The organism is Nostoc sp. CALU 1950, from assembly GCF_051172895.1.
GTDB lineage: Bacteria > Cyanobacteriota > Cyanobacteriia > Cyanobacteriales > Nostocaceae > Nostoc > Nostoc edaphicum_A.
Window position 1 is genome coordinate 1 of the sequence record NZ_JBDNJQ010000180.1, and the last position, 15,935, is coordinate 15,935.

At 42.3% G+C, this 15,935-nt stretch carries 18 protein-coding genes and 1 tRNA gene; 14 read left to right on the plus strand and 5 right to left on the minus strand.

Annotated elements, in window-relative coordinates:
- The first annotated feature begins 218 nt into the window (after nucleotides 1-218).
- Both ABF638_RS31735 and ABF638_RS31740 read left to right on the plus strand, forming a co-directional pair.
- The gene (locus ABF638_RS31735) at nucleotides 219-677 is read left to right on the plus strand and encodes a DUF3592 domain-containing protein (protein ID WP_435026835.1); all 459 of its coding nucleotides are present in this window, start codon (nucleotides 219-221) and stop codon (nucleotides 675-677) included.
- A 126-nt stretch (nucleotides 678-803) separates the two neighbouring features.
- Nucleotides 804-1,061 (plus strand): helix-turn-helix domain-containing protein, encoded by a 258-nt coding sequence (locus ABF638_RS31740; RefSeq protein ID WP_435026836.1) that lies wholly within the window; start codon nucleotides 804-806, stop codon nucleotides 1,059-1,061.
- Between the two features lie 131 nt (nucleotides 1,062-1,192).
- Here the strand turns inward: ABF638_RS31740 and ABF638_RS31745 are convergent, their stop codons facing one another.
- Nucleotides 1,193-2,359 (minus strand): pyridoxal phosphate-dependent aminotransferase, encoded by a 1,167-nt coding sequence (locus ABF638_RS31745; RefSeq protein WP_435026837.1) that lies wholly within the window; start codon nucleotides 2,357-2,359, stop codon nucleotides 1,193-1,195.
- Between the two features lie 319 nt (nucleotides 2,360-2,678).
- Here ABF638_RS31745 and ABF638_RS31750 point away from each other — a divergent pair, with 319 nt between their 5' ends.
- Both ABF638_RS31750 and ABF638_RS31755 read left to right on the plus strand, forming a co-directional pair.
- A complete protein-coding gene (locus ABF638_RS31750; protein ID WP_435026846.1) occupies nucleotides 2,679-3,101 on the plus strand; it encodes a type II toxin-antitoxin system RelE/ParE family toxin in 423 nt (140 codons plus the stop codon).
- Nucleotides 3,052-3,303, plus strand: a complete 252-nt coding sequence (locus tag ABF638_RS31755) for a hypothetical protein (RefSeq protein WP_435026838.1) — start codon at nucleotides 3,052-3,054, stop codon at nucleotides 3,301-3,303. Before ABF638_RS31750 ends, ABF638_RS31755 begins: the two co-directional genes overlap by 50 nt.
- Nucleotides 3,304-3,418: 115 nt before the next feature.
- Here the strand turns inward: ABF638_RS31755 and ABF638_RS31760 are convergent, their stop codons facing one another.
- From ABF638_RS31760 to ABF638_RS31770, 3 genes are all read right to left on the minus strand, one after another.
- Nucleotides 3,419-4,501 carry a class I fructose-bisphosphate aldolase gene (locus ABF638_RS31760; RefSeq protein WP_435026839.1) on the minus strand — a complete coding sequence of 361 codons (1,083 nt, stop codon included), beginning with the start codon at nucleotides 4,499-4,501 and terminating at the stop codon, nucleotides 3,419-3,421.
- A 147-nt stretch (nucleotides 4,502-4,648) separates the two neighbouring features.
- Entirely contained in the window at nucleotides 4,649-4,963 is a 315-nt protein-coding gene (locus ABF638_RS31765; RefSeq protein WP_435026840.1) for a DUF1622 domain-containing protein, read from the minus strand.
- The gene (locus ABF638_RS31770) at nucleotides 4,950-5,315 is read right to left on the minus strand and encodes a DUF1622 domain-containing protein (protein ID WP_435026841.1); all 366 of its coding nucleotides are present in this window, start codon (nucleotides 5,313-5,315) and stop codon (nucleotides 4,950-4,952) included. Before ABF638_RS31770 ends, ABF638_RS31765 begins: the two co-directional genes overlap by 14 nt.
- A gap of 211 nt (nucleotides 5,316-5,526) precedes the next feature.
- On the opposite strand from ABF638_RS31770, the gene ABF638_RS31775 reads away from it, so the two are divergent.
- Nucleotides 5,527-5,856 (plus strand): hypothetical protein, encoded by a 330-nt coding sequence (locus ABF638_RS31775; protein WP_069074198.1) that lies wholly within the window; start codon nucleotides 5,527-5,529, stop codon nucleotides 5,854-5,856.
- Nucleotides 5,857-6,100: 244 nt separating this feature from the next.
- Here ABF638_RS31775 and ABF638_RS31780 read toward each other — a convergent pair.
- A tRNA-Ser gene (locus ABF638_RS31780) sits at nucleotides 6,101-6,185 on the minus strand.
- A 106-nt stretch (nucleotides 6,186-6,291) separates the two neighbouring features.
- On the opposite strand from ABF638_RS31780, the gene ABF638_RS31785 reads away from it, so the two are divergent.
- The 9 genes from ABF638_RS31785 (at nucleotide 6,292) to ABF638_RS31825 (ending at nucleotide 15,658) form a co-directional block, all read left to right on the plus strand.
- A complete protein-coding gene (locus ABF638_RS31785) occupies nucleotides 6,292-6,660 on the plus strand; it encodes a 2Fe-2S iron-sulfur cluster-binding protein (RefSeq protein ID WP_069074190.1) in 369 nt (122 codons plus the stop codon).
- A gap of 67 nt (nucleotides 6,661-6,727) precedes the next feature.
- Nucleotides 6,728-7,273 (plus strand): thermonuclease family protein, encoded by a 546-nt coding sequence (locus tag ABF638_RS31790; protein WP_435026842.1) that lies wholly within the window; start codon nucleotides 6,728-6,730, stop codon nucleotides 7,271-7,273.
- A gap of 135 nt (nucleotides 7,274-7,408) precedes the next feature.
- Nucleotides 7,409-8,221, plus strand: a complete 813-nt coding sequence (locus ABF638_RS31795; protein WP_435026843.1) for an inositol monophosphatase family protein — start codon at nucleotides 7,409-7,411, stop codon at nucleotides 8,219-8,221.
- A 74-nt stretch (nucleotides 8,222-8,295) separates the two neighbouring features.
- Nucleotides 8,296-9,246 (plus strand): J domain-containing protein, encoded by a 951-nt coding sequence (locus ABF638_RS31800; RefSeq protein ID WP_435026844.1) that lies wholly within the window; start codon nucleotides 8,296-8,298, stop codon nucleotides 9,244-9,246.
- On the plus strand, nucleotides 9,246-10,460 hold the full coding sequence (locus ABF638_RS31805) for an ATP phosphoribosyltransferase regulatory subunit (protein WP_435026845.1): 1,215 nt from the start codon (nucleotides 9,246-9,248) through the stop codon (nucleotides 10,458-10,460). The genes ABF638_RS31800 and ABF638_RS31805 overlap by 1 nt, the downstream gene beginning before the upstream one ends.
- A 167-nt stretch (nucleotides 10,461-10,627) precedes the next feature.
- On the plus strand, nucleotides 10,628-10,852 hold the full coding sequence (locus ABF638_RS31810; protein WP_012407913.1) for an indolepyruvate ferredoxin oxidoreductase subunit alpha: 225 nt from the start codon (nucleotides 10,628-10,630) through the stop codon (nucleotides 10,850-10,852).
- Between the two features lie 77 nt (nucleotides 10,853-10,929).
- On the plus strand, nucleotides 10,930-11,658 hold the full coding sequence (locus tag ABF638_RS31815; protein ID WP_069074186.1) for an ABC transporter ATP-binding protein: 729 nt from the start codon (nucleotides 10,930-10,932) through the stop codon (nucleotides 11,656-11,658).
- Nucleotides 11,659-12,869: 1,211 nt separating this feature from the next.
- Nucleotides 12,870-13,592 carry a carbonic anhydrase gene (locus ABF638_RS31820; RefSeq protein ID WP_069074184.1) on the plus strand — a complete coding sequence of 241 codons (723 nt, stop codon included), beginning with the start codon at nucleotides 12,870-12,872 and terminating at the stop codon, nucleotides 13,590-13,592.
- 557 nt (nucleotides 13,593-14,149) lie between these two features.
- On the plus strand, nucleotides 14,150-15,658 hold the full coding sequence (locus ABF638_RS31825; protein WP_069074183.1) for a UbiD family decarboxylase: 1,509 nt from the start codon (nucleotides 14,150-14,152) through the stop codon (nucleotides 15,656-15,658).
- Nucleotides 15,659-15,935 lie beyond the last annotated feature (277 nt).

Genomic DNA, 15,935 nt, shown 5'->3' on the forward strand with positions numbered 1-15,935 from the left:
CGATTTATCGCGTCTCGAAAACCCACAATTTTGTACAATTAGCCCTTAACCCAAGAATATTGGTTTTTAACCCGCGCAGGCGGGTTTTGTCTGTGTAGCCGCGACCTCTAGTCGCTTCTAGCCGCTCCCCTAGTTCTCCCCGATTTTTACCTAATTTAAAAATATCAACATAAAATTTGAAATTAACACTTTTAGCAATACCAAACTTTTCAACATCTATGAATGAAGATACAAAATTTTTTCGTATATTTGGTTCAATATTCGGCGGTGTTGGCAGCATAATTGCCGTCACGGGCATAATTATTGGACTGAATACTCGTTCCTTTGTGACCTCTGCAATCCCAGTACAAGGGACAATAATTGATTTGGTGCAACGTTCATCAACTGATAATAAGGGTCGTTATTCTTATGTCTACTATCCAGTGGTGAAATTTACCACTTCCTCTGGTGAAACAACGGTTTTTGAAGCAAATTCAGGCAGCAACCCACCAGAATTTACTAAAGGTCAGCAGGTAGAAATACTATACAGCCCTGAAAAGCCAAATTCTGCCACGATCAATTCCTGGCTAAGTTTATGGTTTTTGCCTATTATGTTTATCAGCTTAGGATCAATTTTTGCCTTGGTTGGAGGAATTGTATTAGTCAGGTCGTTTCCGCGTTTGATAGGTTCTAAATAAAGGTATTTTGAGAACGGAATAGACTGATTTTTTTAATCTTGCATCAAAATTACTACTAAAATTTCCACTCAGAAAACAAAGAATACAGCAGCGTAGATGCAATAAGTATTCGAGGCAGTAATACCTATGTTTGAACCCTATGCCATCCGCACCGAAGCTGATTATCGTGCTGCACTTGATGAAATTGAGAGATTGTTTGATGCGGAACCAAATACATCAGAATTTGACCGCTTGGAAGTTTTAACTACGCTTGTGGCGGCATACGAGCAAACGTATTACCCAATAGAACCACTAGATCCTATTGAAGCAATTTTATATTATCTCGAATTCCGAGAGTTGTCTTTGGATGAATTAGAACCAATTAAACAAGCGATGTCTTACTAAAAGCCTCTGAAACTTCAAGTTTGGAAAACGAAATATTAAGCTTTAAAATTAACTCCACCTGTTCTTGAGTCAAGAAAGGTGGAGTTAAGAAATTGGAGAGTTGGTAAATTCTCCTCACAAATGACAACTAACTAAATACGCGACTTGACAAATTTTTCTAATCTATCCATTCCCTTTTCAATCGTCGCCATATCTGTGGCGTAGGAAAGGCGAATGTTGTCATCCGCGCCAAAAGCAATTCCGGGAATGACTGCAACTTGATGTTGTTCCAGCAAAGCGTCACAAAATTCTAGAGATTTTAGACCGGTTTTGCTGATGTCAGGGAATAGATAAAAAGCGCCATCTGGTTTTGCAGTACTCAATCCGGGAATGGCGTTGAGTCTGTCTAGCATTACCTGTCGGCGTTTGGCGAAGGCTTGGCGCATTTCTTCGACACAATCTTGAGAACTTTCTAAAGCCGCGATCGCACCATATTGGGCAAAGGTACATACGTTAGATGTACTATGTCCTTGGATGGTACTCGCTGCTTTAATGATTTCCACGGGCCCCGCTAAATAGCCAAGTCTCCACCCAGTCATAGAATAAGCTTTCGCAAACCCATTACTGATCAAAGTGCGGTCAAAAATTTCCTTCCCTAGAGAACCGATGCTGATATGTTCTGCACCGTCGTAGAGAATCTTTTCGTAAATCTCATCAGAGACGACTAAGATATCTGCATCAACTACTACCTGCGCCAGTGCTTTGATTTCATCTGGCGTGTAAACCATCCCTGTGGGATTAGATGGGGAGTTGAGGATAAATAACTTTGTCTTCGGCGTGATTGCTTTACGGAGTTGTTCGGGAGTAATTTTATAACCCGTCGTGGCATCTGTGGGCACAATTACTGAAACTCCACCGACCAAAGTCACCATTTCGGGATAACTTAGCCAGTAGGGTGCAGGGATAATTACCTCATCACCTGGATCGATTAGCGCCACCATTAAGTTGTATAGAGAATGCTTACCGCCATTGGTGACGATGACATTCTCTGACTTGTAATCAAGACCGTTATCAATTTTAAGCTTACGGGCGATCGCTTCCCTTAACTTTGGTTCTCCGGCGGCGGCACCATATTTGGTTTTGCCTTCATCCAAAGCTTTTACTGCTGCGGCTTTAATATGCGCTGGGGTATCAAAATCTGGTTCTCCAGCGCTAAAACTACAAACATCTATTCCCTCTGCCTTCAATGCCTTAGCCTTGGCTGCGATCGCTAAGGTTAATGAAGGTGTTACCTGACTTACTCTTGCTGCCAGCTTCATTCTTACTTTTTTTTGGCAAATCTTTCACTTATCTAAGGATATCCCAGAATCCCTACCAAGATTTGCTTTTTCTAAATTCGTTGGGGATTGGTAACTGGGAATTGGCAAGATTCCACAGATAAAATCCTGTTGCTGATAAATGAAGAGTTCCTTAGTGGGGAAGGCTTTAAGCAGGGAAAAACTAAATAAAGCGGCTAAGGGCTAAATGCTCTGTGTTAGGAGCTTTTTGGGGATGTCGGGAAAGGCTATGAAGTAGGTAGTTCTTTTATTGACCTGGTATACTGTTGAAAATATATGTCTCATTATTAATAATAGATTAGTGTGGAACGTTGAATTTCATGATGATTTTGCATCAGAATTTGAGGATTTATCTGAAGAAGTACAAGATGAACTAATAGCTACAGCAAAGCTATTAGAAACATTTGGCTCACAGCTAAAACGTCCTCATGCTGACACACTCAATGGTTCCCAATACAGGAATATGAAAGAGTTAAGGTTTAACGCTAATGGTGGTGTTTGGCGTGTAGCATTCGCTTTTGACCCAACAAGACAAGCAATCTTACTCGTAGCAGGTAATAAATCGGGTGTTGGCCAAAAGCGTTTTTATAAAGAATTAATCAAAAAAGCTGATGCGCGATATAAAAGTCATCTTTTAAATTTAGGGGAGGATTCAAGGGGCAATGGGGAAAAGTTTGAGAGACAAAATCAAAGAGCTACCGATAGAACGTCAAAAGAAAATTGAAGCACGCGCTCAAGAATTAATAGTTCAAGAACTACAAAGACAAGACAAACGCACCTCATTTTTAGTAAACTTGCTGTCTATAGGTCTTTTCCCTTATTTTGGTAGCTTAATATTTTTTGGAAGCCTTGCTCAACAAGGTATCCAGCTTGATGAAACCCTGGCTCTAAAAACAAAGAACAAGACTCAAAAAATACATAATTAGGAAAACAAAACTCTTTTTTAGAGAGGGGTAGCTGTTCTGAAAAAAATAATGGGGAATGGGGCATGGGGCATTTGTTATTAATTCTTCTCCCCGTGCTCCCTCATCTCCCCATTCTCTAAGCTATTGTCACATCCGGCGACAAATAAACATCTTGAATGGTGTGAAATAGCTTCACACCTTCCTCAAAGGGACGCTGAAAGGTCTTCCGCCCAGAAATTAATCCTGAACCACCAGCGCGTTTGTTAATTACAGCAGTGCGAACGGCTTCGGCGAAGTCATTTTTCCCAGTCGCGCCACCAGAATTAATCAGTCCCACACGCCCAGAGTAGCAATTCAGCACTTGGTAACGAGTTAAATCAATTGGGTGATCGGTTGTCAATTCTGTGTAAACTCGCTCATCGGTTTTGCCGTAACTCTTGCCACTGGCTTTGGCAACTGCACCGTAACCATTGTTAGTTTCGGGTAATTTTTGTTTGATGATGTCGGCTTCAATGGTTACACCCAAATGATTCGCCTGTCCGGTGAGGTCGGCTGCAAGGTGGTAATCTTTATCTTGTTTAAAGGCATTATTCCGCAGATAGCACCAGAGAATAGTGACCATCCCTAGTTCATGGGCGCGTTTAAAAGCTTGGCTGATTTCTTTGATTTGTCTGGTAGAATTCTCGGAACCAAAGTAAATTGTCGCACCTACGGCGGCTGCCCCCAGATTCCAAGCTTGTTCCACATCAGCAAACAATACTTGGTCAAATTGATTGGGGAAAGTCAGCAATTCGTTGTGATTGATTTTGACAATAAAGGGAATTTTGTGGGCATATTTGCGCGAAACTATGCCTAATGTTCCTAAAGTAGTAGCAACAGCATTGCAACCTGCGGCGATCGCTAGCTTGACAATATTTTCTGGGTCAAAGTAAATCGGATTGGGTGCAAAAGACGCACCTGCTGAGTGTTCAATCCCTTGGTCTACTGGTAAAATAGACAAATAACCTGTGTTTGCCAGACGACCAGTAGAATAAAGTAGCTGGAGATTACGCAATACTTGAGGGTTGCGATCGCTGTTGAGCCAGATTCGATCTACAAAATCTGGCCCCGGCAAATGTAGTAAATCACGAGAAACTTTTGCTTTGTAGGTAAGCAGGTCTTCTGCCTCTTTACCTAGCAATGACTCGATAGAATTAGCCTCTATGAGCGTTGTAGTCATAGCGTTTTCCTCAAAATTTGAGCAAATGACCTTTGCCTTTAAGATAGCATTTTTAATATTACTAACCTGGTTATGCAAGCATTAACTATATGTAAAATCCTTCTGATATAGCAGTCTTAAATCATTTGTAAAAACTTATTTAACTCATTAAACGTGAGATTTAATTGTCAAAATTTGCATTTTCTCCCAAGCAAATAACTTCTTAAGAAAGATGCGGAGTGATAGGATAACGCTAAAGACCAGAATTTGTCTCCAAGTTTGCAGGTTAATGGTCTTTAACAAAGTTGCTGCAACCATAAAGCTCAAACTTGTCAGCACTCCTTCTGCGACTATAAGCCTTGCCTGGTAAACATTACACTTGATAACTAGAGAAAAGATTGCAGCAATGACATAACCAGCGATCGCTAAAGAACCTAACAACTGGATGATTGCTGCCCATACAGAGAAATTAAAAAGATTCATCCTTAATATTGTTCTTTTTAGTCTTTGCTTGCTCAATTTCTTTTGCCAAAAAGAAATTCAGAATAGTTCGTAGTGCAATGATGGCAGCAAGTTTACCAATTTCATCCCAAGTTGGAGCGATCGTACTACGTAAAATGTCAGCAGCCAGTGCAAACTCAAGGGAAAGAGCCAGCCACATACCCAACCCTAAGCGAATTTCCTCTTTAGCATCATTCAGCTTTTTACGGCGGCTAAATAAAAAAACTAGGATCTTGATTACGGCTTCCAAAACAGCGATACCAATGATAATGCCAGTGAAGATATCAACTGCCGTCGCAAGTACAGTCGTCAAATTCGTGACGAAAGCTTCCATATTGTTCATTTCATGGGTTCAAGCAAGGAAAATGCCCACGCACAAAGCATTGGCGATACTTGTCAGTGTTAAGTTAACAAATTCAATACAACCTGCCATCTACTAGCTGCTCAATCATGCTATCTTCGTATCCTATCTAGGATTTACAGAAAAGTAAAACCTATCTTCTCCTGATTGTGGTAATAATCGTTAAAAGAACAAACACAATTCTATGAGTAAGTTTCAAATCGATATCGACTTCAGCAATATAGATTTAGCTTCCCTGGAAACAGAAGACGATTTTCAAAGAGAGGCCAGAATATTACTACCAAAGGTACTGGTCAAACTAGGTGAAAGTGTGGGTGAAAAGACTTGGGAAGAATTACAACAAAAGCTCCAAGGAACTGGAGGTAAACTCAAATCTTCTCCAAGCGAGAAACGCAAGTTTATCCAAGAAACAGGAAGAACTTATCAACGAAATGCCAGTAAAAGGGAAAGACAAGAACTGGAAGACTATATAGTAGAGGAATTACGCCAGCACAAGCAGCAAAGATCCACCTAAGCTTGATGCAAGTGTATTCTAACTTCTATTTTTAGTAGTAGTTTTGGTAGAGTGCATTACGCCAAAGCAAAAAAAATCACAAACTTGCATGATCAGTTCATCTATGAACAGTTTAGCTATGGAAAGTTGTGCGTAGCTTGTTTAAGAGAATTTAAGAATATCTTTGGCAAAATTGCGCTTTTTTCTGAACCTTACTATTTGTAGAAATCTGGTTCAAACTATATATTGAGACTAGGTTTGAAAACGGAGAGGGGGGGATTCGAACCCCCGTTAAGTTTCCCTAAACAGACTTTCCAGGTCTGCGCCTTAAACCACTCGGCCACCTCTCCAGGTGCCACAAGTTACGATCATACTATAGAATCCCAGAAAATGCAAAGATAAAGAAAGATATTTTAGATTGAATCTGAAAGTCCTAATCCCACAACGCAAATCCAGATGTCCCGTACATACACAATTAGAGTTCGCGATCGCGCCACTGGCAAAACATATACCTTACAAGTACCCGAAGACCGCTACATCCTGCACACTGGCGAAAAACAAGGGGTAGAACTACCGTTTTCCTGCCGTAACGGGGCTTGTACCGCTTGTGCTGTGAGAGTTTTGTCAGGAGAAATTTATCAACCAGAGGCGATCGGATTGTCGCCAGATTTACGTCGGCAAGGTTATGCCTTGTTGTGTGTGAGTTATCCCCGTTCTGACTTGGAAGTGGAGACACAAGACGAAGATGAAGTCTACGAACTCCAGTTTGGACGCTATTTTGCTAGGGGGAAAATTAAAGCGGGTTTACCCTTAGATGAGGAATGAAGAAGAATTCAGGAGTCAGAATTCAGAATTCTGTCTCGATAAACAATTCAAAATCACCAAATTTCTGATGTCTGTACATTTTGGTGACTGGGTACGAAAAATAGCTATTTTGGTTTGCTTATTGCTCTTGGTGAGTTGCCAAGGCAAAAACCAGCTGCCAAACAATGAGGCTCAGGTGAAAGTAGCGCGGGTAGTTAGTGGGCAGAGTTTAGAAGTTTTAGGCATGGCTGAACAACCAAATTTGATTTCCCAAGTGCGGTTAGTTGGTGTTGATGCACCAGATTTGCGACAGCGGCCTTGGGGCGAAGCAGCAAAAGAGCAGTTAGAGAATCTAATTGGTGGTGCAGAACAGTCGGTAACGCTGGAGTTTGATTTAGAAGCAAAAGACAAAATCGGGCGAACTCTAGCTTATGTATGGAAAAATAAGGTGTTATTGAATGAAGAATTAGTCAAACAAGGGAATGCAATGTTTGTGGGGCGATCGCCTAACCACAAATATGACCAGCGTTTAGAACGTGCCCAACAATGGGCTAGACTCATGGGGCAAGGAATCTGGAAACCAGAAAAACCCATGCGCCTCACTCCCGCTGAGTTTCGCCGCCAAAATCTTTAATTAGTGCTGAGTGCTGAGTGCTGAGTGCTGAGGGGGAGAGTGGAGGAGAGTAGGGGAGTGAGTAAGTGAAGAAGAATTAATAACCAATGCCCAATGCCCAATGCCCCATGCCCAATGACAAATGACAAATGACAAATGACAAATCTACAAATTTTTCTAGATATTGCTACGGAAGCGGCTTTGGCTGCTGGCGCTATTTTGCAAGGTTACTTGGGTAAGTTAGAAGACGCAATTATTGAAAAAGGACGCCCTGGTGATTTAGTCACCGCTGCTGATAAAGCCTCTGAAAAGTTGATTTTAGAAATTTTGCGTCGTCACTTTCCCCAGCACTCTATCCTCGCTGAAGAATCAGGGAAATTCGGTAATCAAGAGAATGAATACCTCTGGGCAATAGATCCTTTAGATGGCACAACTAACTATGCTCATCAATACCCATTTTTTGCTGTTTCCATCGGGCTATTAATTAATGGCATTCCACAAGTTGGTGTAATTTTTGACCCATTTCACAATGAGTTATTCCGTGCCGCTGCTGGCTTAGGAGCAACGCGTAACCGTCGTCCTATAAAAGTTTCAGAAACATCTGAACTTAGTAAAAGCCTACTAGTAACAGGTTTTGCTTATGATCGGCGCGAAACCTCTGATAACAACTACGCAGAATTTAGTCACCTCACCCATCTTACTCAAGGTGTCAGACGTAGCGGTTCTGCATCGCTAGATTTGGCTTATGTTGCCTGTGGGCGTGTCGATGGTTACTGGGAACGGGGACTTTCTCCTTGGGATATTGCCGCCGGGATAATTTTGGTACAAGAAGCCGGGGGCAAAGTCACCGCATACAATGGGACTCTTGCCAAAATTGAGTCAGGTAGAATTCTCGCTACAAATGGTTATATTCACGACTCCCTCAGTAGCGAACTTTTGCAAGTTCCGCCACTGTCAGCATGGGTGTAGCTGATGGGGGCTTTCCTCCCGACTTTGGGTAAACTAAGAGGAATCTAACGCTCCTTTGGTGCAAAAAAATCTATATGTCTTTCAAAATAGATCGTGGACTATTTAAATATGATTTCATAGATCATCACGCAGTATTGTGCGTTCCAGTTGATGCGGATGTTAAAGAGATTCGCAAACGCTATCTCCAAGTCGCCCGCCGCTTACACCCGGATAGTAGTTTTACTGAAAGTGCTGAACAAAAACAGCTAGGTAACGAATTTTTATCAAAGCTGGTTAACCCTGCTTACGAAAAACTTTGTGGCGATCGCACTCGCACGGAATATATTTTAATTTTGTCGCAAATTGGCAAGCGCCTGGTACAAGAATCTACTTCGGTAACTCTAAACACCGAGTTGGCTAAACAGTTAACCGAGGCGGCTAATCTCGATCATTTCTATAAAAGTGCGATCGCAAAACTAGCCCAAACTCAATATGATTCTTTAGAGCAAGTGCTGCAAGTCATTGCCCAAGTTAGTGAGTTGAACTTAGTGTATTTAATGCGGAGTGCAGGTAAATCATCCGCAGCACCGCCGCCACCTGCTCAACCCAAAGTCCAATCAGGTACGCCTCAGCAAAATACACCAAAAAACACACCACCAGCGCCACCAAAAGAAGACTCGGTTGTAGAACAGTATGTTCGTCGCGCTCAATCTTTGATTGATAAAAACCAATTTGCCTCAGCCAAAGTAGAGTTGCAAGAAGCCCTAAAGCTAGAACCTAAAAATAGCCGCTGTCATAGCTTAATTGCAATGGTGTATTTGAAGCAAAATCAGCTAAAAATGGCAAAAATCCATTTTGACAATGCTCTAAAATTAGACCCCAATGACGAAACAGCTCTGCAATGGAAACCTAAAATAGATAAAGCTCTAGGACAACAACCTAGTGATCATAAGGTGACTTCATCCCCCAATAATGGAGATAAGCAACCAGATAAATCTGGTAGTGGTGGTTTGTTCGGTGGTTTGTTTGGTGGGAAGAAAAAATAATGGTGTATCAACCAGCAGCGGGAGCCAGGGATTTATTGCCCTTGGATGTGGAGAAAAAACGCTGGATTGAAGATCGGTTACAGCAAGTGTTTCACCGTTGGGGATATCACAGGATTATCACCTCAACTTTAGAGCGCATGGATACCCTGATGGCGGGGGAAGCAATCCAGCGTCAAATGGTCATTCAACTACAACAAAATGGCGAAGATGATGAATTAGGGTTACGTCCAGAATTAACAGCATCTATTGCTCGTACTGTTGTGACTCGGATGGCAGGTGTCACTTATCCGCAACGGTTGTATTACAACGCCAATGTGTTTCGCCGCACTTGGGAAAGTAGACACAATCGCCAACAGGAGTTTTATCAAGCTGGGGTGGAGTTGTTAGGTACTGGCGGATTGCTGGCGAATGCCGAAGTACTGCTGTTAGTAGCAGATTGTTTGGCAGCATTGGGTTTGCAAGAATGGCATTTAATTTTAGGTGAGGCGGGAATTACCCGATCGCTCCTGAGTGCCTTTCCTGCTAATCTACAAGATCAAGTTCGCAGTGCGATCGCTCATCTTGACCGCATTACTATAGATACTTTACCCCTGAGTGACAAACTACGCGATCGCGCCCGAATCATCATGGATTTGCGCGGGCCAAGTGCAGACGTGTTACAAAAAGTCAGTAGTTTGGATCTAGATGAAGAACAGCGAGAGGCAGTAAATAACCTCAAATCCCTAGTAGAATTACTAGAATCAGAGAAAAATTTTCCTTTAATCCTAGACCTCAGCCTCATCCAGACCATAGATTACTACACTGGTATTGTATTTGAAGTTGTCAATGATACCGAATCCCAAGCCAGAGTTTTAGGGCGGGGTGGTCGCTATGACCAGCTGTTAGGGCTATATCATCCCCAAGGAGAAAACATACCTGGTATTGGTTTTGGACTCAGTATCGAAGATTTATACCAAGTTTTGTTATCTACTCAGCAATTACCACAGTCAACCCCAGCGAGTGACTGGTTAGTAGCACCAGAGACAGCCAGTGCTAACGCCTTTGCCTTTGCCTACGCGCAAAAACTCAGAGATTCTACTGATTTAGTGCGGGTAGAAATTGATTTGGGGGGAAGGGATGCAGAGGCTATTCGCCAATACGCACGCGATCGCAGCATAGCCCAAATTGCCTGGATCAAAGCTGATGGTTCACCAAAAATTGAATCATTGCGTTAATGGGCATGGGGAAAGACGCAGAGGAGCAGAGAGGCAGAGGGGCAGAGGGGATAAAACTTACTGTAACTTCTCCTCTGCTCCCCTGCTCCCCTGCCCCTCTGCCCCCCTGCTCTCCCCTCCCCTGCTAGGCTAGAAATAGCCGATACAGAAAAGAGGGAATCGAGAACATGCCGCACACGATTGTTACAGAAGTCTGTGAAGGCGTCGCTGACTGCGTAGATGCCTGTCCAGTAGCTTGTATTCATGATGGCCCAGGCAAAAATGCCAAGGGAACTGATTGGTACTGGATTGACTTTGCCACTTGCATCGACTGTGGTATATGTCTCCAAGTTTGCCCTGTGGAAGGGGCAATTCTGGCAGAAGAACGACCGGAGTTGCAAAAAACTCCGTAATAGTCCATAGTCAACAGTCAATAGTCAATAGTTATGTTTGACTTGACTGTTGACCAATGACAAATGACAAATGACCAATGACAAATGACTATTTACTAGACGTTCAAAATGTCCACGCTGGATACATCAAAGATGTGGATATCCTGCAAGGCGTGAATTTCCAGGTTGCAGCAGGAGAATTGGTGACAGTGATTGGCCCCAACGGTGCGGGGAAATCTACTTTGGCAAAAGCAATTTTTGGACTTTTGATCCCCCACACAGGCACAATTACCTTCAAAGGTGAAAATATCGTGGGGCTAAAGTCCAATCAAATTGTCCAACGAGGAATGTGCTACGTACCGCAAATCGCCAATGTCTTTCCCTCTCTCAGTGTTGAAGAGAACTTGGAGATGGGTGCTTTTGTGCTTAACGTTCCTTTGAAACCAATTAAAGATAAAATATTTACTATGTTTCCCAGACTAAGCGATCGCCGTCGTCAACGCGCTGGTACTCTCTCTGGAGGAGAACGCCAGATGCTAGCGATGGGCAAAGCTTTAATGTTGGAGCCTAGCTTACTGATTTTGGATGAACCATCTGCTGCTTTGTCCCCCATCTTGGTGACACAAGTGTTTGAGCAGATTAAACAAATTAATCAAGCGGGTACTGCGATCGTATTAGTAGAACAAAATGCCCGTAAAGCTTTAGAGATGGCTAATCGTGGATATGTATTAGAGTCGGGACGTGATGCGATCTCCGGCCCTGGTGAAGAATTGTTGAATGACCCGAAAGTGGGTGAGCTATATCTAGGAGCGGGTAAGAGACATTAATCTTTTTTAATCACTCTTGCCCCATTCAACATAACACCAGCTTCATAAGGGAGCTTCATCAGGCGATAGCGATGCCTCTGGTGGGCTGCGCCGACGCTATCTATAACTAAATACAAATCCTGCCACTGCCGCGACCGTCGTTTTCGATGCTCAAAGAATTCTCCCCAATAATCCTTGCGTTTCTAATCACATCTACAGCGAGTAGAAAGGTAAAACAGGACAATCATTCAGGAAAAATTGACCAAAATGCAAATTACCCGGATTTGTCAGAACCCCCATTAGCAATTCGTAATTCTTGATTACGTCATGGATGTGTATTTAGACCCAAACCATAAGGTTGCAACCTATACAACCTATAGCCGCATTTCTCACAAGCTTCAAACGTTTGATAGAGCAGAGGGGCAGAGGGGCAAAGGGGCAGAGGAGAAAAACTTACTGCAACTTCTCCCCTGCTCAAGAGCAGGCTTTGAGAAGTGTGGTGAGAAATCCGGGTATAGAAGTCTCTGACTCTAATGGCACTAACTGGTTTCTTAAATTACGAATTAGTAATTACATTGAGTGCTTTTGGCAATTTGGCATCCAAAATTTTTCTGTTGCAGTTTTAATTGAGATATCAACAGGGTTACAGGGAAATTGAGAAAATTCTACAAGGGATAAATTCCCGTCTCAAAACCCCACCCAATGGCCAGTTGTTGACGCCCACGCTCTCCGAACCACCCTAAAGTGGATGCAGCGCAAGCGTCATCGCTTCACCACAACTGGCTAGAAATCAAACAGAAAACACATAGTACAAATGGACTTACACAGATTTAAGTCGGGTGATGACAGGCATCACTTAGCCAAGGAGATCATATCAAAGCGATCGCACCATTTATTTAACCTGTAGCTGCCTGAGTTTATTATTTGCCGACAGTAGTAACTCTTCGACCCATTTTCGTATATTCATACCATGATTAAGTTGTACAGTGCGTAAGTCCTAAGTTCAAGTTTGTAGTAAGGACTTTAATCCTGATAAAACTTTCTATTAGCTATGAATCGCTCACTACAAACTAGAATTTTGTTGTATGTTTAATTATGCCTACCTACTTAAGTTCTAAGTTACGATTAATGTGAAGATTAAATGACTCTTAAATCGTGTAAAAAGGTACTCTTGCATCTTGCTTGAATCTGATATCTTCCTGAGAACAGCTTTGTTGTTATCAGCTAGATTAATGAGTCGAATTAATGGATTTGTAGGGCGACGTGATTTCTTAAAATTTGCAAGTGTTGTAGGTATTGCGGCTACTGCTTTTGGTGATAGCTTTTGGAATTCAGAGCAAACTGCTGTTGCTGATATTCACCCAGTTAACCCTAATCCAATCAGTCCGAATGAAGCCATCAGACGTTTACTGGATGGTAATCAAAGATTTATCCAGCAAAAACGTCAATATCCCGCTCAATCACTAGAACGTCTACGATTAGTTGCTAAAGCTCAGTATCCGTTTGCCGCTATATTAGGCTGTGCAGATTCTAGAGTACCTGCGGAAATCGTTTTTGATCAAGGACTTGGAGATTTATTTGTCGTGCGAGTTGCTGGTAATGTCGTCAGTGACACAGTTATAGGTAGTCTGGAATACTCTACAACCGTATTGGGTTCGCAGTTAATTGTAGTTTTGGGTCATAAAAGATGTGGTGCAGTAGCAGAAGCAATCAAAAACGAACCACTTCCTGGCAGAATTGGTTTAATTATTGAGAGCATTAAACCATCTGTAGAAAGGGTAAAGTTCAGAACTGGTGATAATATGCAAGATGCGGTTATAGCTAACATTCAGTATCAGACTGAAAAATTGCAGGAAAGCTCAACAATTTTAGCTAAATTGCTCCGTGAAGATAAACTAAAAATTGTTGGCGCTTGTTACGACATTGATACTGGTAAAGTCAACATTATTAGTTGAACAAAACCAACAAAAATTCAGAAAAACCTAAAAGCAATGCACAGCCTAAGCTTGTAACAAATAAACCTAGCAGGAACCACATAACAAGGCCACCTGCCAGGAAGGTATAGTATATTCTGGCCATGTTTGATTAGGTTAGCGCTTATTTATAAAAAATAATTGCGTATCCCTAGATACAATAACTAAATACTTTGGGAAACACAGTTAAGAAAAGTTACTAAATAGGTTAATTTCCAATTAAAACCATTGAAAAAGAATTCAGAAGTCAGAATTCAGGAGCGGAGCCGGAGACGTTTCCGTTAGGTGATTTCCGACAAAGAAAATACCTGTGTTGGCGAGTTTCGACTTCGCTCAACTCTCGATCTATCAGTTGGTTGAGCGAAGTCGAAACCAACGGCATCGGTATATTTATTCTTGTAAATCACCTTAGCTCCGGTCAGAATCAAGAGGCTCTCTATGAGAGGCTGTGCTAACGGCAAAGCTCAGTACAAGTGCCTCATGCCCCATAATATAAGAAAGCGCTTCACACTTCTTAAACAATCAGCTTTATTAGAACAATGGCGAGAGACTTACGGGGATTCATTAAAATTTTGGAAGAAAGAGGACAATTACGGCGAATTTCAGCTTTAGTTGACCCAGATTTAGAAATTGCTGAGATTTCCAACCGGATGCTGCAAAAAGGTGGCCCAGGGTTGTTGTTTGAAAACGTCAAAGGCGCTTCTTTCCCGGTGGCGGTGAATTTGATGGGAACTGTGGAAAGGATTTGCTGGGCGATGAATATGCAGCATCCAGAGGAATTGGAAACTCTGGGGAAAAAACTCAGTATGCTGCAACAGCCAAAACCGCCGAAGAAGATTTCCCAGGCGATAGATTTTGGAAAAGTATTGTTTGACGTGGTGAAGGCGAAACCAGGACGGGATTTTTTCCCTGCTTGTCAGCAAGTTGTACTTCAAGGTAATGATTTAGATTTAAATAAGTTGCCTTTGATACGTCCTTATATTGGTGATGCTGGCAAGATTATCACGCTGGGATTGGTAATTACCAAAGATTGTGAGACGGGGACACCAAATGTAGGTGTGTATCGTTTACAACTGCAATCCAAGAATACGATGACGGTTCACTGGTTATCGGTGCGGGGTGGGGCCAGGCATTTGCGAAAAGCGGCCGAACGTGGGAAGAAATTAGAAGTTGCGATCGCACTTGGTGTTGATCCTCTAATTATTATGGCAGCTGCCACACCCATACCTGTAGATTTATCAGAATGGCTGTTTGCTGGACTCTACGGCGGTTCTGGTGTGCAGTTGGCGAAATGTAAAACCGTCGATTTGGAAGTTCCCGCAGATTCCGAATTTGTCTTGGAAGGGACGATTACACCAGGAGAAGTTTTACCCGATGGGCCTTTTGGCGACCACATGGGTTATTACGGCGGCGTGGAGGATTCGCCGTTGGTACGCTTTGAGTGTATGACACACCGGAAAAATCCCATTTACTTAACAACATTTAGCGGTCGTCCACCTAAAGAAGAAGCGATGATGGCGATCGCACTAAATCGCATTTATACCCCCATTCTGCGGCAACAAGTATCAGAAATTGTCGATTTCTTCCTACCAATGGAAGCTTTGAGTTACAAAGCGGCGATTATTTCCATAGATAAAGCATATCCGGGACAAGCGCGACGAGCTGCTTTAGCATTTTGGAGTGCTTTACCACAATTTACATACACAAAATTTGTAATTGTTGTGGATAAAGACATAAATATTCGTGATCCGCGTCAAGTTGTGTGGGCGATTAGTTCCAAAGTTGACCCAGTGCGGGATGTCTTTATTCTGCCGAATACACCTTTTGATACCTTGGATTTTGCCAGTGAAAAGATTGGCTTAGGTGGACGTATGGGAATTGATGCAACTACAAAAATTCCGCCGGAAACAGACCATGAATGGGGTTCACCTTTGGAATCTGACCCAGAGGTGGCGGCGATGGTAGAGAGACGATGGGCAGAGTATGGTTTAGCAGAGTTGCAGTTAGGAGAAGTAGACCCGAATTTGTTTGGCTATGATATGAAGTAACCTGTTATAGATCAATACAGTTCAGATAAGTCCAAAACCCTGATGTAGAGACGCGATTCATCGCGTCTTGAAAGACCAATTATCTACACTAATAACCCTTAACTGAAACGTATTGTGTTTAAATCATACAGTAATAGCACAGCAATGCTGTACCCTTACGACAGAGATCATTTAAATAAATGGAACCTGCTGTAACAACATATAGGACTCATATTTGATTTTTGAAAAAACTCAGTACAACTAAGAAGCCTTCTTGACTGTTGCCTATTGCCTATTG